The 22,913-nt window shown below is 67.9% G+C and carries 19 protein-coding genes; 3 read left to right on the top strand and 16 right to left on the bottom strand.

From position 1 onward, the window contains the following. Positions 1 to 56: 56 nt before the first annotated feature. Positions 57 to 1,043 carry a D-glycerate dehydrogenase gene (locus tag RNZ50_03970; protein ID MDT8854205.1) on the top strand — a complete coding sequence of 329 codons (987 nt, stop codon included), beginning with the start codon at positions 57 to 59 and terminating at the stop codon, positions 1,041 to 1,043. Between the two features lie 67 nt (positions 1,044 to 1,110). On the opposite strand, the gene RNZ50_03965 is transcribed toward RNZ50_03970, so the two are convergent. The 9 genes from RNZ50_03965 to RNZ50_03925 all read right to left on the bottom strand — a co-directional run bounded on the left by RNZ50_03965 (position 1,111) and on the right by RNZ50_03925 (position 11,255). Next, positions 1,111 to 2,112: an NAD-dependent epimerase/dehydratase family protein gene (locus RNZ50_03965; GenBank protein MDT8854204.1), complete on the bottom strand. Its 1,002-nt coding sequence runs from the start codon at positions 2,110 to 2,112 to the stop codon at positions 1,111 to 1,113. 76 nt (positions 2,113 to 2,188) lie between these two features. Further along, complete coding sequence (locus RNZ50_03960; GenBank protein MDT8854203.1) at positions 2,189 to 3,433, bottom strand: FAD-binding oxidoreductase; 1,245 nt, start codon at positions 3,431 to 3,433, stop codon at positions 2,189 to 2,191. A gap of 46 nt (positions 3,434 to 3,479) precedes the next feature. Then, positions 3,480 to 4,634, bottom strand: coding sequence for an iron-containing alcohol dehydrogenase (locus RNZ50_03955; protein ID MDT8854202.1), 1,155 nt, complete (start codon positions 4,632 to 4,634; stop codon positions 3,480 to 3,482). Further along, positions 4,631 to 6,016, bottom strand: a complete 1,386-nt coding sequence (locus RNZ50_03950) for an aldehyde dehydrogenase family protein (GenBank protein MDT8854201.1) — start codon at positions 6,014 to 6,016, stop codon at positions 4,631 to 4,633. Before RNZ50_03950 ends, RNZ50_03955 begins: the two co-directional genes overlap by 4 nt. Before the next feature lie 48 nt (positions 6,017 to 6,064). After that, the gene (locus RNZ50_03945; GenBank protein ID MDT8854200.1) at positions 6,065 to 7,432 is read right to left on the bottom strand and encodes a glutamine synthetase family protein; all 1,368 of its coding nucleotides are present in this window, start codon (positions 7,430 to 7,432) and stop codon (positions 6,065 to 6,067) included. Positions 7,433 to 7,527: 95 nt separating this feature from the next. Beyond that, the gene (locus tag RNZ50_03940) at positions 7,528 to 8,568 is read right to left on the bottom strand and encodes a TRAP transporter substrate-binding protein (protein ID MDT8854199.1); all 1,041 of its coding nucleotides are present in this window, start codon (positions 8,566 to 8,568) and stop codon (positions 7,528 to 7,530) included. 52 nt (positions 8,569 to 8,620) lie between these two features. Continuing rightward, positions 8,621 to 9,949, bottom strand: coding sequence for a TRAP transporter large permease subunit (locus RNZ50_03935; protein MDT8854198.1), 1,329 nt, complete (start codon positions 9,947 to 9,949; stop codon positions 8,621 to 8,623). Further along, positions 9,949 to 10,455 (bottom strand): TRAP transporter small permease subunit, encoded by a 507-nt coding sequence (locus RNZ50_03930; protein MDT8854197.1) that lies wholly within the window; start codon positions 10,453 to 10,455, stop codon positions 9,949 to 9,951. The genes RNZ50_03935 and RNZ50_03930 overlap by 1 nt, the downstream gene beginning before the upstream one ends. A gap of 8 nt (positions 10,456 to 10,463) precedes the next feature. After that, a complete protein-coding gene (locus RNZ50_03925; GenBank protein MDT8854196.1) occupies positions 10,464 to 11,255 on the bottom strand; it encodes an N-formylglutamate amidohydrolase in 792 nt (263 codons plus the stop codon). A 198-nt stretch (positions 11,256 to 11,453) separates the two neighbouring features. Between RNZ50_03925 and RNZ50_03920 the strand changes: the two genes are divergently transcribed. Further along, positions 11,454 to 12,293: a MurR/RpiR family transcriptional regulator gene (locus RNZ50_03920; GenBank protein MDT8854195.1), complete on the top strand. Its 840-nt coding sequence runs from the start codon at positions 11,454 to 11,456 to the stop codon at positions 12,291 to 12,293. Between the two features lie 228 nt (positions 12,294 to 12,521). On the opposite strand, the gene RNZ50_03915 is transcribed toward RNZ50_03920, so the two are convergent. From RNZ50_03915 to RNZ50_03890, 6 genes are all read right to left on the bottom strand, one after another. Further along, a complete protein-coding gene (locus tag RNZ50_03915; protein MDT8854194.1) occupies positions 12,522 to 13,406 on the bottom strand; it encodes a DMT family transporter in 885 nt (294 codons plus the stop codon). Between the two features lie 87 nt (positions 13,407 to 13,493). After that, on the bottom strand, positions 13,494 to 14,420 hold the full coding sequence (locus RNZ50_03910; GenBank protein MDT8854193.1) for a glyoxylate/hydroxypyruvate reductase A: 927 nt from the start codon (positions 14,418 to 14,420) through the stop codon (positions 13,494 to 13,496). A 57-nt stretch (positions 14,421 to 14,477) separates the two neighbouring features. Next, positions 14,478 to 15,617, bottom strand: a complete 1,140-nt coding sequence (gene rodA / locus RNZ50_03905) for a rod shape-determining protein RodA (GenBank protein ID MDT8854192.1) — start codon at positions 15,615 to 15,617, stop codon at positions 14,478 to 14,480. A 13-nt stretch (positions 15,618 to 15,630) separates the two neighbouring features. Next, the gene (gene mrdA / locus RNZ50_03900) at positions 15,631 to 17,574 is read right to left on the bottom strand and encodes a penicillin-binding protein 2 (protein ID MDT8854191.1); all 1,944 of its coding nucleotides are present in this window, start codon (positions 17,572 to 17,574) and stop codon (positions 15,631 to 15,633) included. Continuing rightward, a complete protein-coding gene (mreC, locus tag RNZ50_03895; protein MDT8854190.1) occupies positions 17,571 to 19,031 on the bottom strand; it encodes a rod shape-determining protein MreC in 1,461 nt (486 codons plus the stop codon). Before mreC ends, mrdA begins: the two co-directional genes overlap by 4 nt. Positions 19,032 to 19,072: 41 nt before the next feature. After that, the gene (locus RNZ50_03890; GenBank protein MDT8854189.1) at positions 19,073 to 20,110 is read right to left on the bottom strand and encodes a rod shape-determining protein; all 1,038 of its coding nucleotides are present in this window, start codon (positions 20,108 to 20,110) and stop codon (positions 19,073 to 19,075) included. Positions 20,111 to 20,418: 308 nt separating this feature from the next. On the opposite strand from RNZ50_03890, the gene RNZ50_03885 reads away from it, so the two are divergent. Beyond that, a complete protein-coding gene (locus tag RNZ50_03885; protein MDT8854188.1) occupies positions 20,419 to 21,168 on the top strand; it encodes an SDR family oxidoreductase in 750 nt (249 codons plus the stop codon). 109 nt (positions 21,169 to 21,277) lie between these two features. Here the strand turns inward: RNZ50_03885 and RNZ50_03880 are convergent, their stop codons facing one another. Next, entirely contained in the window at positions 21,278 to 22,894 is a 1,617-nt protein-coding gene (locus RNZ50_03880; protein MDT8854187.1) for a 2-isopropylmalate synthase, read from the bottom strand. Positions 22,895 to 22,913: the final 19 nt, after the last annotated feature.

Genomic DNA, 22,913 nt, shown 5'->3' with positions numbered 1-22,913 from the left:
GCTTGGCGTCACCTTGCCACCGAAGAGCCAGATTTGGAAGTGCAGGGAGAAAGCTCATGCCCGCAGAACGCCTGAGTGTTGTCGTCACGCGACGTTTGCCCGAGGTCGTCGAGACCCGGATGAAGGAGCTGTTCGATGTCGAACTGCGTGACCCGGACACCAAGATGACCCGTGACGAGCTGGCGCAGGCGATGCGCAGCGCCGATGTGCTGGTGCCCTGCGTCACCGACCAGATCGACGCGGGGCTGCTGGGGCAGGCAGGCGAGCGGTTGCGGCTGATCGCCAACTACGGCGCGGGGGTCGACCATATCGACGTGGCGACGGCGCGCAGCCGCGGCGTTCTGGTGTCGAACACGCCGGGGGTGGCGACCGAGGATACCGCCGACATGACGATGGCGCTGATTCTGGGCGTGACGCGGCGCATCCCCGAGGGGCTGGCGGAAATGCAGGCCGGGCATTGGGAGGGCTGGTCGCCGATGGCACACCTTGGCGGGCGGATCGGCGGGCGGCGGCTGGGCATCCTGGGGATGGGGCGGATCGGCCAGGCGGTGGCGCGGCGGGCGCGGGCCTTCGGGATGCAGATCCACTACCACAACCGCCGCCGCCTGCGCCCGGAAACCGAAGCCGACCTTGAGGCGACCTGGTGGGAAAGCCTTGACCAGATGGTCAGCCGGATGGACGTGATCTCGGTCAACTGCCCGCACACGCCCTCGACCTTCCACCTGATGAACGCGCGGCGGCTGAAGCTGATGAAGCCCACGGCGCTGATCGTGAACACCTCGCGCGGCGAGGTGATCGACCAGAACGCCCTGACCCGCGGCCTCGTGGCGCGCGAGATTGCCGGGGCGGGGCTCGACGTGTTCGAGCGCGGCCCGGAAATCGACACCCGCCTGCGCGACCTGCCCAACGTGGTGCTGTTGCCGCACATGGGGTCGGCCACGGTCGAGGGGCGGATCGAGATGGGCGAGAAGGTCATCATCAACATCAAGACCTTCGCCGACGGGCACCGGCCGCCCGATCAGGTGGTGCCGGGGATGCTGTGACTTCCGCCTGCGCCCGGGGGCAAGGGCGGAGTGGGTATTTGGGCCAAGAAGAAACCACGGGGTCAGGTCACGCCCGGTAGTAGTCGCGATACCACGCGACGAACTTTGCCACGCCGTCGCGGATGTCGGTGCGGGGCAGGGGGCCGACCAGCGCCTCGATCAGCCGGGCATCGGCCCAGGTGGCGGGCACGTCGCCGGGCTGCATCGGCAGGTAGGTCTTCTTGGCCTCCATCCCCAGCGCCGCCTCGATCGCGGTGACGAAATCCATCAGCTGCACCGGCGCGCCGTTGCCGATGTTCACCACCCGCCAGGGGGCGACCGGCGACAGGCTGTCCGCGTCGCCCGCGCTGGCGCCGGGCACCGCGTCGATCAGCCGGACGATGCCCTCCACCAGATCGTCGACATAGGTGAAGTCGCGCCGCATGTCGCCGTGGTTGTAGATCTCGATCGGCGCGCCCGCGAGGATCGCCTTGACGAACTTGAACAGCGCCATGTCGGGCCGCCCCCAGGGGCCATAGACGGTGAAGAAGCGGAACATCGTGGTGGGGATCGCGTAGAGGTGGGCGTAGGAATGTGCCATCGCCTCGGTCGCCTTCTTGGTCGCGGCATAGAACGACATCTGGTGGTCGGCGCGGTCGGTCTCGGCGTAGGGCATCGCGGTGTTGGCGCCGAACACCGACGAGGTCGAGGCCATCAAGAGATGGGCGGGCGGCAGGGCGCGCGCCGCCTCCAGCACCTCGAAACTGCCGATCAGGTTGGCTTCGACATAAGACCGCGGCGCGTCGATCGAATAGCGCACCCCCGCCTGCGCCGCGAGATGCACCACCACATCGGGCCGCGCCTGTTCCATCAGCCCGCGCACCAGCCCAGGCGTCTCCAGCAGCCCCTCGTGCCGCGCAAAGCCGGGAAACTGGCACAGCATGGCATGGCGGCGCTGCTTCAGCGTCACGTCGTAGTAATCCGTCATCCCGTCCAGCCCGACCACCTGCCAGCCCTCGGCCAGCAGCCGCCGGCACAGGTGATAGCCAATGAACCCCGCCGACCCGGTGACCAATGCCGTCCTTGCCATGCCCTTCCACCCTTCTTCTGTTCCAAAATATCCCACGGGGGTCCGGGGGTGTGAAACCCCCGGTCTGCCCCGTCCGTCAGAACCGCGTCACCGAATAGGATGCCAGCGGCAGGTCCGCCCGGCGCCGGGCGATCAGGTCGGCCACGATCCGTGCCGTCACGGGGGCCAGCGTCAGCCCGATATGGCCGTGGCCGTAGGCGTGGATCACCTCCGGCCCGCCGGGCGAGGGGCCGATCACCGGCAGGCTGTCGGGGATCGAGGGGCGAAAGCCCATCCAGCTGCGCGACGGGGGGCCGAGGTCGGGGAAGATCGCGCGCGCGCCGTCGGTCAGGCGCCGCAGGCGGTGTTCCGAGGCGGGGGCGGTCAGGCCGCCAAGCTCTACCGTGCCCGCCGCGCGCAGGCGGCCGGTCATCGGGCACAGGTAGAAGCCGCGCGCGGTGAGGCAGGTCGGGCGGGTCAGCAGCGGGGCGGGCATGTCCCATTCGACGTGGTAGCCGCGCTCGGTGTCGAGCGGCACCCGGTCGCCGGCCTGGCGGGCGAGGTCGCGCGAATGGGCGCCGGCGGCGATCACCACGCGGCGGGCGTGCAGCCGGTAGCCGGTGCCGTGCAGGATGACGCCATCTACCGCGCGTTCCAGCCGGTCGACCCGGAAGCGCCACGTCTGCGCCCCGGCGCGGGCGGCGGCGGCGGCCAGCAGGGCCATCATCGCCCCGGGGTCGGAGAGGAACACCGCCTTGGGGAAGAACGCGCCGCCCCCCGGCATCGCGGGCAGGCCCGGTTCCATCGCGGCCAGCGCCGCGGCATCGACCAGGTCGACCGTCACGCCAAGGCTGCGGCGGAAGGCCATGTCGGTGCGGGCGGCGCGTCCGGCACGTTCGGAGTCGTAGGCGTAAAGGCAGCCGCGGCGTTGCAGGATGGCGGCGCCGCCGATCTCGGTGGCAAGCTCGGTCCAGGCGGGGGCGGCATCTGCCAGCAGCGCGGCCAGGGCGGCCGCATTGCGCCGGGCGGCGCCGGGCAGCGGCTGGCGGGCAAAGCGCATCAGCCACGGCGCCAGCGTCGGCAGCGCCGCGCGGTGGATCGACAGTGGCGAGTTGCGGTCGAACAGCAGCGCGGGCAGATTGCGCAACACCTCGGGCGATCCGACCGGCATCACCGCGTAATCCGCGATGGTGCCCGCATTGCCGAAAGAGGCACCCGAGCCGGGGTCGTTCGGGTCGATCAGGCTGACATCGTGGCCGTCATGCGCCAGCCGCAGCGCGATGGTCAGGCCGATGACTCCTGCGCCGATCACGGCAATGTCGGTGGTGATGTGCTGGTTCATGCCCCGTCCGAAATGCCCCGGGTGATCTTGTCACCCGGGGCAAGGCTTACATGCAGGCGTCGAACAGCGCACGGGTATTCTCGCGCGTCATCACCACCGGGTTGCCGCCGCAGCTCGGGTCTTCCAGCGCCATGTCGGTCAGCCTGTCGAGATCGGCGAATTGCACGCCCATTTCCGACAGCGTCGCGGGGATCGCCAGCAGGCTGCGCAGTTCCATCACCTGATCGTGGAAGCCCGCAAAGCCGCCGTCAAAGCCAAGGTAGGCGGCGGCGCGGATGATGCGGTCCTCGATCAAGCGTCGGTTGAATTCCAGCACCATCGGCATCACCACGGCGTTGGTGGTGCCGTGATGCGTGCCGTAAACCGCGCCGACCGGGTGGCTGAGGCTGTGGATCGCCCCCAGCCCCTTCTGGAACGCCACCGCCCCCATCGCGGCGGCCGACATCATCTCGGCCCGCGCGTCGAGGTTCTCGGGGTCGGCATAGACCTTCGGCAGGTTCTCGAACACCAGCCGCATCCCTTCCAGTGCGATGCCCTGGCTCATCGGGTGGTAGAAGGGGCTGCAATAGGCCTCGAGGCAATGGGCCAGCGCGTCCATGCCAGTGCCAGCGGTGATGAAGCGCGGCATCCCCACCGTCAGCGCCGGGTCGCAGATCGTGACCTGCGGCATCAGTTTGGGGTGGAAGATGATCTTCTTCTTGTGGGTCAGCGAATTGGTCAGAACACCCGCGCGTCCCACTTCCGACCCGGTGCCGGCCGTGGTCGGGACCGCGATGATCGGCGCGATTTTCGCGGTATCGGCGCGGGTATACCAGTCGTCGATATCCTCCAGATCCCAGACGCTGACGGTCTGGTGCGCCATCAGCGCGATCATCTTGCCCAGATCGAGCGCCGAGCCGCCGCCAAAGCAGATCACCCCGTCATGCCCACCCGCGAGATAGACCGCGATGCCTGCGGCCATGTTGATCTCGTTCGGGTTGGGATCGACCTCGGAAAACACCGCCCGGCCAAGGCCCGCGGCGTCGAGGATGTCGAGCGCCTGCGCGGTGATCGGCAGCGATGCCAGCGCCTTGTCGGTGACGAGCAGCGGCTTCTTCAGGCCGATGGATCTGGCGTGGTCGGCCAGTTCGGCAATGCGGCCGACGCCGAACTTGATGGCCGTGGGGTAGGACCAGTTCCGGTTGGGAACGTTGTGGCTCATTTCGTCACCTTCTTGAGATGGTAGGATTTCGGCCTTGTGACCGAATAGTAGCCGAGCACCGAGAGCGAGCCGCCGCGCCCGGTGTCCTTGCAGCCGGTCCAGCACAGGGCAGGGTCGAGGTAGTCGCAGCGGTTCATGAACACGGTTCCGGTCTCGATCTGCGCGCCGATCTCGGCGGCCTTGGCGGCATCGCTTGTCCATATCGAACATGTGAGGCCATAGGGGCTGTCGTTCATCAGGGAAATTGCCTCGTCATCGCCCGAGACTTTCATTATTCCGACAACGGGGCCGAAAGACTCTTCCATCATCACCCGCATGGAGTGGTTGACGTTCACCAGAATCTGCGGCGCGAGGTAGGCGCCGCCGTCGTCGGCGGGGAACAGGGCGGGGTCGATCAGCGGCACGGCGCCTGCGGCAATTGCCTCGGCGATCTGGGCGCGGACCACGGCGGCGAAGCGCTTGTTGGCCATCGGGCCGAGGGTGCTGGCCGCGTCGAACGGGTTGCCGAGCTTCAGGGTCTTGACCCAGGCCACGGCCTTTTCGACGAAGGCGTCGTAGAGGCTTTCATGGACATAGATCCGCTCGATGCCGCAGCAGCACTGGCCCGCGTTGTACATCGCGCCGTCCATCAGGCTGTCCACCGCCGCATCGAGGTCGGCATCGGCGCGGACATAGCCCGGATCCTTGCCGCCAAGCTCCAGCCCCAGCCCGGTGAAGGTGCCCGCCGCCGCGCGTTCCATCGCGGCCCCCCCGGCGACCGAGCCGGTGAAGTTGACGAAGTTGAAGGCGCGGGTGGCGATCAGGGTTTCGGTGGTGGCGTGGTCGAGCACGAGGTTCTGGAACACGTCTTCGGGGATGCCCGCCGCGTGGAACGCCTCGGCCAGCCGTTCACCGACCAAGAGGGTCTGGCTGGCGTGTTTCAGCACCACGGTGTTGCCCGCGATCAGGGCGGGGGCGAGGGTGTTGATCGTGGTCAGGTAGGGGTAGTTCCACGGGGCGACGATGAACACCACGCCGACGGGTTCGCGCTGGATGCGGCGTTCGAAGGTATCGGAGGCTTCGGCCACCATCGGTGCCAGCGCGCATTCTGCGATGTCGGACATGTAGTTCGTGCGGTCGTTGACGCCGCCGAATTCGCCGCCGAAGCGGGTCGGGCGGCCCATCTGCCAGGCCAGTTCGGTGACCAGAGTGTCCTTCATCTCGTTCAGTTTCGCGACGCCTGCCTTGACCAGCGCGATGCGCTCGGCCAGCGGGCGGGCGGCCCAGGGTTTCTGCGCGGCACGGGCGCGGGCGACGGCGGCCTGCGCCGCCTCGGGGGTGAACGGCGTGCGTTCGGCATAGACCGAACCGTCCACCGGGGAGATCAGCTGGATGGGTTTCATGGTTTCGTCCTTCGTGTGTTCAGCGGGGTGCGGCGCACCCCGTGGAGGTCAGGCCCGTTCCAGCAGGCGGCTGACCTCGAAATCGGTCACGACGCGGTCGTGTTCGGAAATCTCCCATTGCGCGGCGTGGTGGTAGTGCTCGATGACCTCGATCCCGAATGCGGTGCGCAGCATGTGCGAGCCTTCCATCAGCGCCGCGGCATCGCGGAGGGTCTTCGGAATCTCGCGGATGTCGGGTTTCTGATACATGTCGCCCACCATCTCGGGCTCCAGTTCCATCTTCTGCTCGATGCCGTCAAGCCCCGCCGCAAGCAGGGCGGCCATGGCGAGATAGGGGTTGAGGTCGGCGCCGCCGATGCGGCATTCGACGCGGACGCCCCTGGTGCCCTCGCCGCAGACGCGGAAGCCCGCGGTGCGGTTGTCGCGGCTCCACACCGCCTTGGTGGGGGCGAACATGCCGACGCAGAACCGCTTGTAGCTGTTGACGTAGGGCGCGAGGAAGGCCGTGATCGCCCCGGCGTGGGCCAGTTGCCCGGCCATGAACTGCTTCATCACCACCGACATGCCGTGGGGGTCTTCGGGGTCGTGGAAGGCGGGCTGGCCGTCCAGCGTCCAGAGCGACTGGTGGACATGGCTCGACGAGCCGGCCTTGCGGTGGTCATACTTGGCCATGAAGGTGACCGAGCGGCCCTTGGACCAGGCGATTTCCTTGATGGCGGTCTTGACGATGCTGTGGGTATCTGCGGCGTCGAGCGCATCGGAATAGCGCACGTTGATCTCTTCCTGCCCGGCGTCGGCCTCGCCCTTTGAACATTCGACCGGGATGCCGGCCGCGTAAAGGCCGTTGCGCACGGCGCGCATCACCTCTTCTTCCTTGGTGGTCTGGAACAGGTGGTAATCTTCATTGTAGCCGCCGATCGGCTTCAGCCCGCCGAAACCGCCGTCGCGCAGCGCCTCGTAGGAGTTCTCGAAGATGTAGAATTCAAGCTCGGACGCCATGAAGGGCTGAAACCCCATCTCGCGGGCGCGTTCGACCTGGGCCTTCAGGATGGCGCGCGGCGAATGCGGAATCTCCTTGCGGTGATGGTGGTCGAGCAGGTCGCACAGCACCAGCGCCGTGCCCGGCAGCCACGGCAGCGGGCGCAGGGTGGACAGGTCGGGTTTCATCACATAGTCGCCATAGCCCGCCTGCCACGAGGTTGCGCGGTAGCCCTGCACCGTGGTCATTTCCATGTCGGTGGCCAGCAGGTAGTTGCAGCAATGGGTTTCCTCGAACCCGCCGTCGAGGAAGAACTGCGCGTGAAAGCGCTTGCCCATCATCCGGCCCTGCATGTCCACCGCCGCGACCAGCACGGTGTCGATCTCGCCGCGCGCCACGGCGTCTTTCAGCGCGTCGAACTTCATGTTTCCGGGCATGTCCGGCCTCTTTTCATCGGTTTTGCGGGGGGCTGTTCGGGTTCGGGGCGGCAGGCCGCGCGGGGGGGGCGCGGCCTGCAACAGTCAGGGTGCGGTCAGGTGTAGCGGTAGGGGCGGCCAGCCTTCACCTGAACATCGTTGTAGGCCTTGATGATCGCCACGACCTTGGCCTTGGTTTCCGATTCCGCCGCGATTTCCTCCCAGAACTCCTGGGCGGCGGTTTCGACGGTGGCCCATTCGGCATCGGGGATCGTGGTCAGCTTCAGCTTGGGCCCGTTGACGCGCAGGTCGGCCTCGCCCGCCCAGTACCAGTGCTGGCGATAGTAGTGCGACTGCTCGAAACAGACCTTGATCAGTTCCTGCAGGTGCGGCGGCACCTCGTTCCAGCGATCCATGTTGGCGAAGAAATGGCCGATCCAGGCGCCCGAGATGTTGTTGGTCAGGAAGTAGTTGGTCACGTTCGACCACCCGACCGTATAGACCTCGGTGATGCCCGACCAGGCGATGCCGTCAAGCTCGCCGGTCTGCATCGCCACCTCGATGTCTTCCCACGGCAGGGTGACCGGCACGACGCCGAACTTCGTGAGGAAGCGCCCGGCGGTCGGGAAGGTGAAGACGCGCTTGCCCTTGAGGTCGGCCAGGCTGTTGATCGGATCCTTGGTCGAGAAATGACACGGATCCCACGCGCCGGCCGAGATGTGCTTGACGCCGACCTTGGCATATTCCTCGGCCCAGATCTCGCCCAGGCCGTATTTGGTGAACAGCGCGGGCACGTCGAGCGAATAGCGCAGGCCCAGCGGGAAATAGCCGCCGAACACGGTAACCTCGGTGGGCGAGGCCATCGAATCGTCATCCGACTGCACGCAGTCGATGGTGCCGGCCTGCATGGCCCGGAACAACTCTCCGGTCGGAACAAGCTGGTCGGCGTAGTAGAGCTCGATCTCCATCTGCCCGGCGGCGATCTTGTTGAACTGCTCGACGGCGGGTTTCACCACCTGTTCGCCAAGGGCGGCACCGGCATAGGTCTGCATCCGCCATTTGATCGGCGCCTGAGCGCGGACCATGGCGGGGGCGGCAAGGGTCGCGGCCCCGGCAGCCAGGGCGCCGGTGGTCAGGAACGTGCGTCTTGTGGTCATTTCAGCCTCCGTTGGTTTGATTGGGGGCGGTTGGTCCGCCTTTCGGGTTGGGTCAATTGATGCCGTAAACCGCATGGGGCAGCCAGAGGGCAATCTGCGGGAACACCATGATCAGCGCCAGCGTCGCCACCATCACGATCACGAAGGGCACGACCGAGCGGTAGATGTCGCCCATGGTGATCTCGGGCGGGGAAAAGGCGCGCATCAGGAACAGGTTGTAGCCGAAGGGCGGCGTCAGGTAGGCGATCTGGCAGGTGATGGTGTAAAGCACGCCATACCAGATCAGATCGAAGCCCAGCATCCCCACCAGCGGCACATAAAGCGGCGCCACGATCACCAGCATCGCGGTGTCGTCGAGAAACATCCCCATGATCAGGAAGGACAACTGCATCAGGATCAGGATCGTCCAGGGCGACAGGCCCATCTGCCCCACGAACAGCCCCTCGATCGCCTTCACCGCGCCGAGCCCGTCGAACACCGCGCCGAAGGACAGCGCGGCGAGGATGATCCACATGAACATGCAGGACACGGCGAGGGTGGAGCGGGTCGAAACCTCGAACACATGGCGGGTGAAGCGGCCCTTCCAGACCGCCGCCGCTACCGTGGCCAGCACCCCCACAACCGAGCTTTCCACGAGGCTCGTGACGCCGTAGATGAAGGGGATCATCATCGCGGCAAAGATGCCGAAGGGCAGCACCCCGGCGCGCAGCAGGCGGAAGCGTTCCTCGCGGGTGATGGTGGCGCGTTCCTCGGGATCGAGGGCCGGGCCGAGGGCCGGGTTCAGCCGACAGCGCAGCCAGATGTAGAAGATGAACAGGGTGGCCATCACCAGCCCGGGGAACAGCCCCGCCAGCCACAGCTGCCCGACCGGCTGGCGCGCGATCATCGCGTAAAGCACCAGCACCACCGAAGGCGGGATCAGGATGCCGAGGCTCGACCCCGCCTGAATCACCCCGGTCACCATCAGCTTGTCGTACCGGCGGCGCAGCAGTTCGGGCAGCGCGATGGTGGCCCCGATCGCCATGCCCGCCACCGACAGCCCGTTCATCGCGGAAATCAGCACCATCAGCAGGATCGTCCCGATCGCGAGCCCCCCCGGCACCGGCCCGAACCAGACGTGGAACATCCGGTAAAGGTCGTCGGCCAGACGGCTTTCGCTCATCACGTAGCCCATGAAGACGAACATCGGCAGCGTTAGCAGCGGATACCACTTCATCAGCTTCATCGCCGCCGAGAAGCCCATGCTCTGCCCGCCGGTGCCCCAGAGCGCCAGCGACGCCACCACGGCGACAAAGCCGATAACCCCGAACACCCGCTGCCCGGTGGCCATCATCAAGAGCATGGTGGAAAACATCAGGACGGCGATCAACTCGTAACCCATCAGATCACCTTCCCGCGCAGGGTTGCCACGTCGCGGATCAGCGCGGCCAGCGCCTGCAGGATCATCAGCACGAAGCCCACGCACATGATCACCTTGATCGGCCACATGTAGGGCCGCCAGGCGGTCGGGCTGCGCTCGTTGTAGGCGAAGGCGTAGGCCGTGCTGTCCACCGCGCCCCACAGCATCACGCCAAGGTAGAAGATCAGCGCCAGCACCGTGACGGCATCCCACCACGCCCGCTTGCGGTCGGAAAAACGGGCGTAGAACAGGTCCATCCGGACATGGCTGCCCATCTGCATCGAATAGGGGCCGCCGAGGATGTAATAGGCCACCATGGTGAACTGCGCCATCTCCAGCGTCCAGAGCGAGGGGTTGAACGCCAGTTTCGACACCGACGACCACAGCAATATCGCCATCAGCACGAACAGCAGATACATCGCGAACCGGCCGACGCCGTAGTTCAGCCGGTCCACCAGCCGCACGAAGATCACCAGCGGGCGCGGCATCGTGTCTGTCATTGCGCCATCTCCACCGGGCGCAGGGCGGCGAGTGCGTCGCCCAGCACCGGGGCCAGGGTGTCGGCCATCGCCTGCTCGGCCTCCGGCGTGGCGATCAGGTCGTTGCGCACCTCCAGCATGGCGTTGGGCAGGCCGTAGGGCGTGGCGTGCAGGCGCAGGGTGTGCGTCACGTCATCGGCGGCGGAGTAGGGGGCGTTGAGCTCGGCGTTCAGCGGGGTGCGGGCGCGGGCGGCGGCAAGGATGGCGCGGGCCAGACGCTCGTCGGCATCGTGGATCACCCCGAACTGGACGGCGCGCGGCTGGCCGTGCCAGACGGGCGTGAAGCTGTGGATGGTCACGATCACCGGCGCCAGCCCCAGCGCGATGCGCCGCGCGATCAGGCCGTGCAGGGCGTCGTGGAACGGCAGGTAGACGGCAGCGGTGCGCGCGGCGCGCTCTGCGGGGGAAATTGCGGCGTTGCCCGGAATGTCATGCACTTCCGACCGGGCGGGCATCGCGGCCGCCTTGTCGGGCGCGCGGTTGCAGTCATAGATCAGGCGGCTGACCGGGGCATGGACCAGCGCCGCGCCCAGACGCGCCGCCAGCCCCCGCGCCAGCCCGAGCGCGCCGGGGTCCCAGGCGACATGCGCCTGCCGCTGCGCCGGAGTAAGTCCCAGGTCGCCCCAGGGCGCAGGCAAGGCGTTCGAGGCATGTTCGCACACCAGCACGATCCGCGACGCGGCACCGACATTCTCGATCGCCGGCGCAAAGGGTGCGGGCGTTGGCACCGGCGCAAAGCGCGCGGTCATGGGTGCATCCGGTGCAGTCATTGCTGCGAGTCATCCCCCTGTTTGGCAGGAAGCGTCCTCCGCCGCGCCGCGTTCTGTCAAGAATTATTCTTTCGCACAATTTCTGTTACAATGTTTACCAAAGCGGTGCAGACTGCGGGCAGCACGGCAAGGCGGCAGGAGGAATGGTTGAGCGGCACCCCCACCATCGAGGTCCAGATGCTGACCGCCCTGCCGGACCTGACGCGCGCCGAACGGCAACTGGCGACCCATATCCTGCGGCACTACCCGGTGGCGGCGCTGGGGTCGATCACGGCCCTTGCGAGGGCGGCCGAGGTGTCGGCGCCGACGGTGGTGCGCCTGACGCAGAAGCTGGGGTTCAAGGGCTACCCCGATTACCAGCACGCGCTGCGCGGCGAGGTCGAGGCGATGCTGGTCTCGCCGCTTGCCAAGCACGCGCGCTGGGCGGGGGGGGTGCCCGACACCCATATCCTGAACCGCTTTGCAGATGCGGTGGTGGCGAACCTCTCGGCCACGCTGGGGCAGATCGACCATGCCGAGTTCGACGCCGCCGCCGCCCTGCTGGCCGACCCGGCGCGCGGCGTCTTCGCGATGGGCGGGCGCATCACCCATGCGATGGCCGATTACTTCGTGACGCTGATGAAGGTGGTCCGCCCCGATGTCACGCTCATGTCGGACATGTCGAACACCTGGCCGCCGGCGCTGCTCGACATGGCGCGGGGCGACGTGCTGCTGGTGTTCGACATCCGCCGCTATGAAAACTCGGTGCTGCAGGTGGTGGAAATGGCGGTCGAGCAGGGGGCCGAGGTGATCCTGGTCACCGACCGCTGGGTGTCGCCCGCCGCCGCCCACGCCCGCCACACTTTGTCTTGCCACGTCGAGGCGCCCTCGGCCTGGGACAGCACGGTGTCGATTCTGGTGCTGGTGGAAACGCTGCTGGCCTCGGTGCAGTCGCTGACGCGCGAGCAGACCGAAAGCCGCCTGAAACGGCTGGAAGACCTCTACACCCGCTCGCGCTTCTTCCGCCGCCACCGCTGAACCCGGGCCGCCGCCCTCGGGGGCATCGAGCCCCCTCGGCCGGCGCTGTCGCGCCCTGCCCTTTCTTCTGTTTCTCAAATATCCCCGCCGGAGGCTCTTTCTTTTCCTGCCGCCAGGGCGCAGGGGCCGCCCTCGGGGGCATCGAGCCCCCTCGGCCGGCGCTGTCGCGCCCTGCACCTTCTTCTGTTCCCAAATATCCCCGCCGGAGGCTCCGCCGCCTGGCCCGGGTCATACCATCGGCGGTGCAACCGGCTTGCGCCGCATCCCCGACAGGGCATTGCCCGCCACCGCCGCCATCAGGATCGCGCCGCCGACGAAGGTCGCGGCCGTTGCCGTCTCGCCCAGCAGGAGCCAGACCCAGATCGGCGCCAGGAGCACCTCGACCATGCTCAGCAGCGTCAGGTCCGCTGCCGGGATCACCCGGCTGCCAAGGGTGTAAAGCGCCATGCCGGTCGCCAGCTGCACGGCGCCCATGGCCATCGCCACCCCGATGTCGGGCAGCGGCACCCAGAGCGTGCCGCCCTGCACCTGCAGCACCACCGCTGCTACCGCCATCGAGAACAGCCCGCCCAGAACCACGGCGGGCATCATGTCTTCCAGCCGTCCCCAGCGCAGCGTGATGGTGAAGGCGGCGAAGCCCAGTGCCGACAGCAGCGCCGCGACGTTGCCCGCCATGGCACCCGCCGCCAGCCCCTCGCGCACCATGATGAACATGCCGACCCCGGCGACGGCGATGGCCGCCCAGGTGGCGCCCCGCACCCGCTCGCGCAGCAGGAACCAGCCGAGGATCGCGGTCAGGAACGGCGAGGCGGCGAACAGGAACACCGCATTGGCAACCGTGGTCGCCTGGATCGCATAGATCGCCCCGGCGAAGGCGAACACCAGCCCCAGCCCGCCGACCACCCCCGCGACCCCCACCTTGCGCAGCCGCCTCAGGGGGTGCCCGCCCGAGGCCCAGGCGATGTAGGCAAACAGCACAGGCACCATCCCGACCGAGCGCCAGAACAGCACCTCCCAGGTGCCTGCCACGGTGATCTGCCGGATCGCCAGCCCCATGGCCGACCACAGCACGCCGGCCAGAACCACCAGCACCACCCCTGTTCCGTATCGCATGCCCGCCCCTTGGTTTTCCGGCAGTGTCACGGCGGGGGCAGGGAGGCGTCTGTTCCGTTTCTTACGCCGGCGCGGTGCAATCGGGGGTCAATAGCCCCGCGCGCGGTCCACCAGATGCAGGAAGGGCTCGCCCGCCTCGCCTCGCCGGATGTTCTCGGCCACCACGCGCGCCGCGCTGTCGGGGCGGGTGTCGGCGGCGATGTGGGGGGTGACGGTGACGCTGGGGTGCGCCCAGAAGGGGTGCTCCGGCGGCAGCGGTTCCACCCGGAACACATCAAGCGTGGCATGACCGAGCCGCCCTTCGTCCAGCGCCGCCAGCAATGCCTCATCGTCGATCAGCGCGCCGCGCCCGGGGTTCAGGATCACCGCGCCTTTTGGCAACCAGCCCAGCCGCCGGGCGTCGAGCAGGTTCTCGGTCTCTGGCGTCTTCGGCAGCAGTGTCACCACGATCTGCGCGCCGCGCAAGGCGGCCTCCAGCCCCGCCTCGCCATGCAGGCAGCACAGGCCGGGCACGGTCTTCGCCGTGCGGCTCCAGCCGGTGACCGGAAAGTTGAGCGCCGCCAGCGCCGCCGCACAGGCCAGCCCCAACTCGCCCAGACCCAGCACGGCAACGGGGCGTTCGCGCGCCAGCGGCGGGATGATCTGCTGCCAGCCGCCCTGCTTCAGGATATGCCGGTCCATCCCCAGATGGTGGCGCAGCGCGTGGCCCGTCACCCATTCCACCATGCCCTCGGTCAGGGCGGGGTCGACCATGCGGCACAGCGGCTGCACCAGCGTCGGGTTGCCCACTATCATTTCCACCCCGGCCCAGAGGTTCAGCACCGCCTTGCAGCACCGATAGGGCGAGAAATCCTCGATCACCCCGCCCGGCGCGAAGATGATGTAATCCACCGCTGCCGGATCGTGCGCGTCGCAGGACAGCTCCGCCTCCAGCCCGGCTTCGTCCAGCGCCCGCCGCAGCGGCGCCTCATACTCCGGCCACAGCGCCGCCCCTGCCGCAAAATATATCTTCACGCCCCACCCCGTTCATCTTGGCTAAAATATCCCCGCCGGAGGCTCCGCCGCCCGGGGTCAGCGCAGGCGGTGGACATGCGCGCTCTGCACCAGACCGAAGCCTGCCATCAGCACCAGCATCGCCGACCCGCCGTAAGAAACCATCGGAAGCGGCACGCCGACCACCGGGGCCAACCCCATCACCATCAGCATGTTGACCGCGAAATAGAAGAAGAAGTTCGCGGCGAGGCCAAGGATCAGCAGGCTGGAAAAGCGGTCCTTGTTCTGCAGCGCCGACACCACGCAGAACGCGACGATCAGCGCGTAAAGCGTCAGCAGCGAAAATGCCCCGATGAAGCCGAATTCCTCGGCGAGCGTGGTGAAGATGAAATCGGTGTGCTTTTCGGGCAGGAAGTTCAGCCGGCTTTGCGTGCCCTGCATGAAGCCCTTGCCGCCCCAGCCACCGGAGCCCAGCGCGATCTTGGCCTGGCTGATGTGATAGCCCGCCCCCAGCGGGTCGGAGCCGGGGTCGAGGAAGGTGTCGATTCGGCGGAACTGATAGTCGTGCAGCAGCTGCCAGTCCGTGCCGCGCGAGGCAAGCACCGCCACCACCAGCCCGATGCCGGCGGCGAGGACCACGGCGAAATAGACCCAGCTGACCCCGGCGCAGAACATCACCACCGCACCGCCCATCATCAGCAGCATGGCGGTGCCGAGGTCGGGCTGCGTCAGCACCAGTGCGGTCGGGATGAAGATCAGCGCCAGCGGGATCAGCACCCACAGCGGGCGCGAGGTCTTCTTCACGTCGAGCCAGTCGTAATAGGCGGCCAGCAGCATGATCAGCCCGACCTTCATCAGCTCCGACGGTTGCAGCATCATGAAGCCGAGGTTGATCCAGCGCTGCGCCCCCATGCCGACATGGCCGAAGAATTCCACCACCATAAGCAGCGTCAGCGCGACCAGATAGGCCAGCGCCGACAGGTTGCGCCAGAACCAGATCGGCACGAAGGCGATCACCATCATCACCGCAAGGCCCATGCCGAACCGCTGCATCTGCGGCTCGGCCCAGGTTTCCAGCCGCCCGCCCGCCACGGAATAGAGCATCAGCCAGCCGACCGCCGCCACCGCGGTCAGCAAGAGCACCAGCGCCCAGTTCAGGTGCAGCACCTTCTGGAAGCCGGTCGGGGCGGTCTTGATGCGGTATTCGAGAAAGCTCATGGTGGTCTGTCCCTCAGGCCCGCGACTTGGTGGAGGCGTCGGTTTCGGGCTGGCGCAGCTTGAGCGCCTGCAACTGCGTCTCGATCCGGTTGCGCTGGCTCGACGGGTAGGCGGTCAGCGGCGGCAGGCCGGGCGAGAGCGCGCGCAGCAGCACGTCGCGCGCGATGGGGGCAGCCACGGCCGAGCCGCCGCCGCCATGTTCGACCACCACCGACACCGCGATGCGCGGGGCGTGGAACGGGGCGTAGCCCACGAACAGCGCATGGTCGCGCCGGTCCCACGGCAGATCGGCGTTCGAGATCACCCCGCGCGCCCGTTCGGCGGCCGAGATGTTGCGCACCTGCGCCGTGCCGGTCTTGCCGGCCCAGGCCAGCGCGTCGTCGGCAATGCGCGACGAATAGGCGGTGCCGCGCTGGTTGTTCATCACCTCGAACATGCCGCGCTGCACGCCCGCGAGCATCGAGGCGGTGAGGCCGAGGCCGGCCGAGGGCGGAATCGGCTGGTCCACCCCGTCGATGCTGTGGACGAGGCGCGGGATCACCGCGCGCCCGGTCGCCAGCCGGGCCGTCATCACCGCCAGTTGCAGCGGCGATGTCAGCACATAGCCCTGACCGATCGAGGCGTTGATGGTGTCGCCGATCCGCCATTCCTGCTTGTAGCGTTGCTGTTTCCACGCCTTGTCGGGCATGATACCTTCGGTGATCGCCGACATCGGCAGGTCGTGGCGCTGGCCGAGGCCCAGCTTGCGGCCCATCTCGGCGATCTTGTCGATGCCGACGCGCTGGGCGATGTCGTAGAAATAGACATCGCAGCTTTCGGCAAGGCCGCGCTGCAGCGACACCGTGCCATGGCCGCCGCGTTTCCAGCAGTGGAAGCGGCGCCCGCCCATCTCGTAATGGCCCGGGCAGCGCACCGCGGTGTCGGCGGTGATCGCCCCGTCCTCGAGCGCCGCGAGCGCCGTCACCATCTTGAAGGTCGAGCCCGGCGGATAGGCCCCCTGCACCGCCTTGTTCGCCAGCGGGCGGTGGTCGTTGCCGGTCAGGCCGGAATAGTCGGTCTGGCTGATGCCGCGCACGAACAGGTTGGGGTCGAACGAGGGCGACGAGACGATGGCCAGGATGTCGCCGGTGTTGACATCCATCGCCACGGCGGCGGCGCTTTCCTCGCCCAGCCGCGCCTGCACGAAGTTCTGCACGTCGGCGTCGATGGTCAGGCGCAGGTCGGCGCCGGGGCTGCCGTCGCGCCGTTCCAGTTCGCGCATCACGCGGCCAAGGGCGTTGACCTCGATCCGCTTGGCGCCGGCGTGGCCGCGCAGCGTGCTTTCCATCCAGGTCTCGACGCCGATCTTGCCGATCTGGAACTTCGGGATCTGCAGCAGGGGGTCGGGGTCTTCCAGCTTGGCAAGATCGGCCTCGGACACCGGGCCGACATAGCCCACCACATGCGCGAAATCGGTATCCAGCGGGTAGATGCGGCTGAGTCCGACCTCGGGGTTGACGCCGGGCAGGCCGGGCGAGTTGATCGCGATCTTCGACAGGTCGTCCCAGGCCAGCCGGTCGGCGACGATGATCGGCACGAAGGGGCTGCGGCGTCTGGCTTCCTTCAGCGTCTTGTCGATGTCTTCGGGCGATAGCGGGATCAGGCTGGCCAGCCGGTGCAGAACCGCCTCGACATCGCCCGCATCCTCGCGGGTGATCACCACGCGGTAATTCTGCTCGTTGCCCGCGATCAGCTTGCCGTTGCGGTCGAAGATCTGGCCGCGGGCGGGCGGGATCAGGCGGATGTTGATGCGGTTTTCCTCGGCCAGCAGGCGGAACTGGTCGGCCTGATCGACCTGCATGTAGCGCATCCGCGCGCCCAGCACCGCCACCGTCGCCGCCATCGCCCCGCCAAGGAACAGGGCGCGGCGGTTGATGCGGCGGGCGCTTTCCTCGGTATCGCGCGGCGAGCGTCTCACAGCCGTCTCCCCATGGCATCCACCTCGCCCATCGCGGGCTTGCGCACGTCAAGCGCCAGCCACGACAGGCCGACCACCGCAGGGTAGCACAGCATCGTCACCACGCTTTGCACCATCGCGTAACCGAAATCGGGCTGCGGCAGGAAGGCCACCGCGAACACCAGCCGATAGCCCAGCAGCATCGCCAGCATCAGCCCCGCCACCATCAGCCATTCCGCGACAAAGCTCAGCTCGCGGGTCAGGGCGGCGCGCGAGCGCAGGAATTCCGAGGCCAGCAGCACGATGGCGGCCCAGAGGCCGGGCGGGCGCATCAGCACGAAATCCTCGACCAGCACCACCAGCGCGATCAGCAGGGCAGGCAGGTAGTCGGGGCGGCGCAGCACCCAGGCCAGCACGAGGCACATCAGCAGGTCCGGCCCCGGCCATTCGCCCGCGAGGCCGCCCAGCGGCAGGAGCCGCAGGAACAAGAGCACCAGCGCGACCGCGACGAAGATGCCGCGGTGCAGCCACAAGTCGGCGCGGACCGGATCAACCATTTCCGGCCTCGGGCGCTGCGGCGACGGGTGCGGGTTCGGCGGGGGTCGGCACGGGGGGGCGATGGGGGGAGCGACCAGCGCGCCGGGGTCGGTGATCGGTTCAAGCTCGTGGCTGCGCAGCACGCGCAGGAATTCCAGCCGTTGATAATCGGCCGACAGGCGCACCCGCAGGCGGCGGTCCGGGCCCAGCGCCACCTCGCCCACCATCAGCCCGGCCGGGAACACCCCGCCGTCGCCCGAGGTCACCACCCGGTCGCCGGGGCGCACGAGGTCGGGCTTTTCCAGAAACTCCAGCGGCGGGGCGGGCGAATTGTCGCCCGACAGCAGCGCGCGCTGGCCCGAGGGCTGCACCGTCACCGGGATGCGGCTGTTGGAATCGGTCAGCAGGATCACCCGCGCGGTTGCCCGCCCCACGCCCGAGATCCGCCCCACCAGCCCGATGCCATCCATCGCGGCCCAGCCGTCGCGGATGCCGTCGCGGGCGCCGACGTTCAGCAGCACCGACTGGCGGAACGGGCTGCCGCTGTCGGCCAGCACCACGCCGGTCACATGGGTCAGATTGGGGTCGAGCCGCACCTGGTTCAGGTCGAGCAGCCGGGCATTCTTCTGTTCCAGCTGCAGCGCGGCCTCTTTCCACGCCTTCATCTGCTGCAGCTCGCGGCGCAGTTCCTGGTTCTGTTCGTAGATCCGGGTGTAGGACTGGAAATCCTCGATCATCGCGGCCGCGCGGGTCACCGGGGCCATCGCCCAGTCGAGGTTGGGCACGATGCGGTCTACCAGTGCGGCGCGGAAGCGCTCGACGCGCGGGCTGTCGATCCGCCACAGCAGGAAGATCGCAAGCAGCAGCAGCACCAGCCCCCCCACCAGAATGCGGCGGATGGGGCGGGCAAATTCGTCCGGTCCGGTCCGGTTCTTCGCCACGGGTGCCTCGTCTTTCGTGCGGGGCGCGGGGCCCCCTGCGATCAGCTGTCGTAGTCAATCACATGACGGAGCTGTTTTTCATATTCCAGCGCCTTGCCGGTGCCGAGCGCCACACAATTGAGTGACTCGTTGGCGACCGAGATCGACAGCCCGGTCTGTTCGCGCAGCGCAAGGTCGAGGTCACCCAGCAGCGCGCCGCCGCCGGTCAGCATCACGCCGCGGTCGACGATGTCGGCGGCAAGGTCGGGCGGCGTGGTTTCAAGCGCCTGCATCACCGCGTCGCAGATCACCTGAACGGGTTCGGCAAGGGCTTCGGCGACCTGGGCCTGGTTGATCTCGGTTTCCTTCGGCACGCCGTTCAGCAGGTCGCGGCCGCGGATGGTGATCGAGGTGCCGCGCCCGTCATCCGGCATCCGGGCGGTGCCGATGCTGGTCTTGATGCGCTCGGCGGTCGATTCGCCGATCAGCAGGTTCTGGTGGCGGCGCAGGTAGCTGATGATCGCCTCGTCCATCCGGTCGCCGCCGACGCGGACCGAGCGGGCATAGACGATGTCGCCCAGGCTCAGCACCGCGACCTCGGTGGTGCCGCCGCCGATGTCCACCACCATGTTGCCGGTGGGGTCGGTGATCGGCATTCCGGCCCCGATGGCGGCGGCGATCGGCTCTGCAATCAGGCCCGCGCGGCGGGCGCCGGCCGACAGCACCGACTGGCGGATCGCCCGCTTTTCGACCGGGGTTGCGCCATAGGGGACACAGACGATGATCTTCGGCTTGGAAAAAGTGGTTCTTTTGTGGACCTTGCGGATGAAATGCTTGATCATCTCCTCGGCCACGTCGAAGTCGGCAATCACGCCATCACGCATCGGGCGGATCGCCTCGATGCTGCCGGGGGTGCGGCCCAGCATGAGTTTGGCATCCTCGCCCACCGCGAGCACCTGCTTCTTGCCGTCCTTGACGTGATACGCCACGACCGAGGGTTCGTTGAGCACGATCCCCTTGCCCCGCACATAGATAAGCGTGTTGGCCGTGCCGAGGTCGATCGCCATGTCTGACGAGAAGAGGCCCGAGAGTATCGACATCCGTGGGGGATCCTGCACTTGCGAGATAAGAAACATGCCCGCGACTCTGATCTGGGCAGGCGCCTTCTTATAGGTGCAGGGGCCGACAAGGGAAAGGGGCTTGGTCTGCCCCATGGGCGCCAAGCCGCCCGCAGGCAGCCCCGCGGATGGTTTTCAACTGGGGTCGATGATGCAGGAATGTTGGATAAAGGCAAGACTCTAGCGCCCGGGAGGCAAGTTGCCGGGTGTGAATGTGGCAGAATGGCAATCGTGAGAACGGTCGAAATCGACACGAGAAGGTGTTGCAGGGGCCGGTTGCGGGGGCGGGAATGACGGGTGTTGCGGGGTGCGTGGCGCTGGTGACGGGATGCGGCAGCGCCGGGGGGATCGGCTTTGCCACGGCGCAGGCGCTGGCTGCGGCGGGCGCGCGGGTCGCCATCACGGCCGGGGGCGGGCGCATCTTCGACCGGCAGGCCGCCCTTGGCGAGGGGCACCGGGGCTTTGTCGCGGACCTTTGCGACGCCGAACAGGTGCGCGGCATGGTGGCGGCGGTGCGGACGCGGTTCGGCGGGCTGGACATCGTGGTGACCACCGCCGAGGCCCCGGCCACCGAGGCCGAGGCGCTGCGGATCGAGGACATGGCCGACGCCGACTGGCAGGCAGAGACGGGGCAGACGCTGACGGCGGCGTTCAACGTGACGCGGGCGGTGCTGCCGGGAATGCAGGTGCGCGGCTTCGGGCGGATCGTGCATGTCGCGCCCGTCACCGGGGCGCTGGCCGGGTCGGCGGGGCTGGGGGCGGCGCGGGCGGCGCTGACCGGCCTGACGCGCCGCATCGCGCAGGAAAACGCCGCTCTGGGCATCACCTGCAACGCGGTGCTGCCGGGGTGGATCGTCGAGCCGCCGCTGCCCGAGGACGGGCCGGGGCGCCCCGGCCTGCCGCAGGACGTGGCCGCCGCCTGCCTGTTTCTGGCGGGGCGGGCGGCGGGGTTCATCAACGGCGCGACGCTGGTGGTCGATGGCGGCCACGGGTTGGGCGGCGACGCGCTGCGAGGCGGGGGGCTGCACGGCGAAGGGTAGCGGCGGGGGGATGGGCGGCGAGGGCCGGTCGGCAAGGGTCACGGGGGGCTGCGAGCGGCCCCCGGAAGGGCCGCCCCGCCCGTGTCACGCCCCTGCGGCGGCGCCTGCGTTACGCCCCTGCGGCTGCGCCGGTCGTCACGTCGCGGTAGCTGACCGAGCGCACGTCGGCATCGGGGGCCGATTTCTGCCGCCGCACGATCAGCCGGTTCAGCGCGTTGATGTAGGCCTTGACGCTGGCCACCACGGTGTCGGTGTCGGCGGACTGGCCGGTGCCGATGCGGCCCTCATCCTCCAGCCGGACTGAAACCGTGGCCTGCGCGTCGGTGCCCTCGGTCACCGCATGGACCTGATAGAGCTGCAGCCGCGCCTTGTGCGGATACAGCATCTTCACCGCGTTGAAGGCGGCATCGATCGGGCCGTCGCCGGTGGCGTCGATGCTGTGGTCGGTGCCCTCGATGCTCAGCGTCAGTTCGGCCTCCTGCGGGCCTTCGGTGCCGCAGATCACCCGCAGGCGCTTCAGTTGCAGGGTGTCATGTTCGGCGTGGGTGGTCTGATCCTGCATCAGGGCGATCAGGTCGTCGTCGTAGACTTCCTTCTTGCGGTCGGCCAGCGCCTTGAAGCGCACGAACACGTCGGCCAGCTGGTTGTCGGCCATCTCGTAGCCGAGCGCCCGCAGCTTGGCGCGCAGCGCGGCGCGGCCCGAGTGCTTGCCCATCACGAGGCTGGTGTCGGCCAGCCCGATGTCGGTCGGGCGCATGATCTCGAAGGTTTCGGCGTTCTTCAGCATCCCGTCCTGATGGATGCCGGATTCATGCGCGAAGGCGTTCTTGCCGACGATGGCCTTGTTGAACTGCACCGGAAAGCCGGAAACCGTCGCGACCTTGCGGCTGATGTTCATGATGCGGGTGGTGTCGACGCCGGTGCGGTAGGGCAGGATGTCGTTGCGCACCTTCAGGGCCATGACCACCTCTTCCAGCGCGGTGTTGCCCGCACGCTCGCCCAGACCGTTGATGGTGCATTCGATCTGCCGTGCGCCCGCTTCGACGGCAGCCAGCGCATTGGCGGTCGCCATGCCGAGGTCGTTGTGGCAATGGGTGGCGAAGATGATCGTATCCGCCCCCGGCACCCGTTCCAGCAGCATCCGGATCAGCGCGGCGCTTTCGCGCGGGGCGGTGTAGCCCACGGTGTCGGGGATGTTGATCGTGGTGGCGCCGGCCTTGATGGCGATTTCGACCGTGCGGCACAGGTAGTCGTGCTCGGTGCGCGTCGCGTCCATCGGCGACCATTGCACGTTGTCGCACAGGTTGCGGGCGTGGGTCACGGTGTCGTGAATCCGGGCCGCCATCTGGTCCATGTCGAGATTGGGAATGGCGCGGTGCAGCGGCGAGGTGCCGATGAAGGTGTGGATGCGCGGTCGGCGCGCGTGCTTCACCGCCTCCCAGCAGCGGTCGATGTCGCCGAAGCTGGCGCGGGCCAGACCGCAGATCGTGGCGTTCTGCGCGGCCCGGGCAATCGCCGCCACCGCCTCGAAATCGCCTTCCGAGGCGATGGGAAAGCCCGCCTCGATGATGTCGACGCCCATCTCATCCAGCAGGATGGCGATTTCCAGCTTTTCGCTGTGCGACATGGTGGCGCCGGGCGACTGTTCGCCGTCGCGCAGCGTGGTGTCGAAGATCAGGACGCGGTCTTGTTTGTCCTGCGGAATGCGGGGGGTGATCTGGGTCATGGGGGTATCTTTCCTGGTT

The organism is Paracoccaceae bacterium Fryx2 (genome assembly GCA_032334235.1).
GTDB lineage: Bacteria > Pseudomonadota > Alphaproteobacteria > Rhodobacterales > Rhodobacteraceae > JAVSGI01.
This window is presented reverse-complemented; position numbering and strand designations above follow the sequence as displayed.

Bases quoted from the DNA above. Each gene is read 5' to 3' on its own strand.
- RNZ50_03930 (MDT8854197.1), bottom strand. From the start codon at position 10,455: ATGCCGCGCCCGCTGGTGATCTTCGTGCGGCTGGTGGACCGGCTGAAC.
- RNZ50_03915 (MDT8854194.1), bottom strand. From the start codon at position 13,406: ATGCGATACGGAACAGGGGTGGTGCTGGTGGTTCTGGCCGGCGTGCTG.
- RNZ50_03935 (MDT8854198.1), bottom strand. From the start codon at position 9,949: ATGGGTTACGAGTTGATCGCCGTCCTGATGTTTTCCACCATGCTCTTG.
- rodA (MDT8854192.1), bottom strand. From the start codon at position 15,617: ATGAGCTTTCTCGAATACCGCATCAAGACCGCCCCGACCGGCTTCCAG.
- RNZ50_03950 (MDT8854201.1), bottom strand. From the start codon at position 6,016: ATGAAACCCATCCAGCTGATCTCCCCGGTGGACGGTTCGGTCTATGCC.
- RNZ50_03925 (MDT8854196.1), bottom strand. From the start codon at position 11,255: ATGACCGCGCGCTTTGCGCCGGTGCCAACGCCCGCACCCTTTGCGCCG.
- RNZ50_03970 (MDT8854205.1), top strand. From the start codon at position 57: ATGCCCGCAGAACGCCTGAGTGTTGTCGTCACGCGACGTTTGCCCGAG.
- RNZ50_03945 (MDT8854200.1), bottom strand. From the start codon at position 7,432: ATGCCCGGAAACATGAAGTTCGACGCGCTGAAAGACGCCGTGGCGCGC.
- RNZ50_03940 (MDT8854199.1), bottom strand. From the start codon at position 8,568: ATGACCACAAGACGCACGTTCCTGACCACCGGCGCCCTGGCTGCCGGG.
- RNZ50_03955 (MDT8854202.1), bottom strand. From the start codon at position 4,634: ATGAGCCACAACGTTCCCAACCGGAACTGGTCCTACCCCACGGCCATC.
- RNZ50_03890 (MDT8854189.1), bottom strand. From the start codon at position 20,110: ATGTCGATACTCTCGGGCCTCTTCTCGTCAGACATGGCGATCGACCTC.
- RNZ50_03920 (MDT8854195.1), top strand. From the start codon at position 11,454: ATGCTGACCGCCCTGCCGGACCTGACGCGCGCCGAACGGCAACTGGCG.
- RNZ50_03965 (MDT8854204.1), bottom strand. From the start codon at position 2,112: ATGGCAAGGACGGCATTGGTCACCGGGTCGGCGGGGTTCATTGGCTAT.
- RNZ50_03960 (MDT8854203.1), bottom strand. From the start codon at position 3,433: ATGAACCAGCACATCACCACCGACATTGCCGTGATCGGCGCAGGAGTC.
- RNZ50_03885 (MDT8854188.1), top strand. From the start codon at position 20,419: ATGACGGGTGTTGCGGGGTGCGTGGCGCTGGTGACGGGATGCGGCAGC.
- RNZ50_03880 (MDT8854187.1), bottom strand. From the start codon at position 22,894: ATGACCCAGATCACCCCCCGCATTCCGCAGGACAAACAAGACCGCGTC.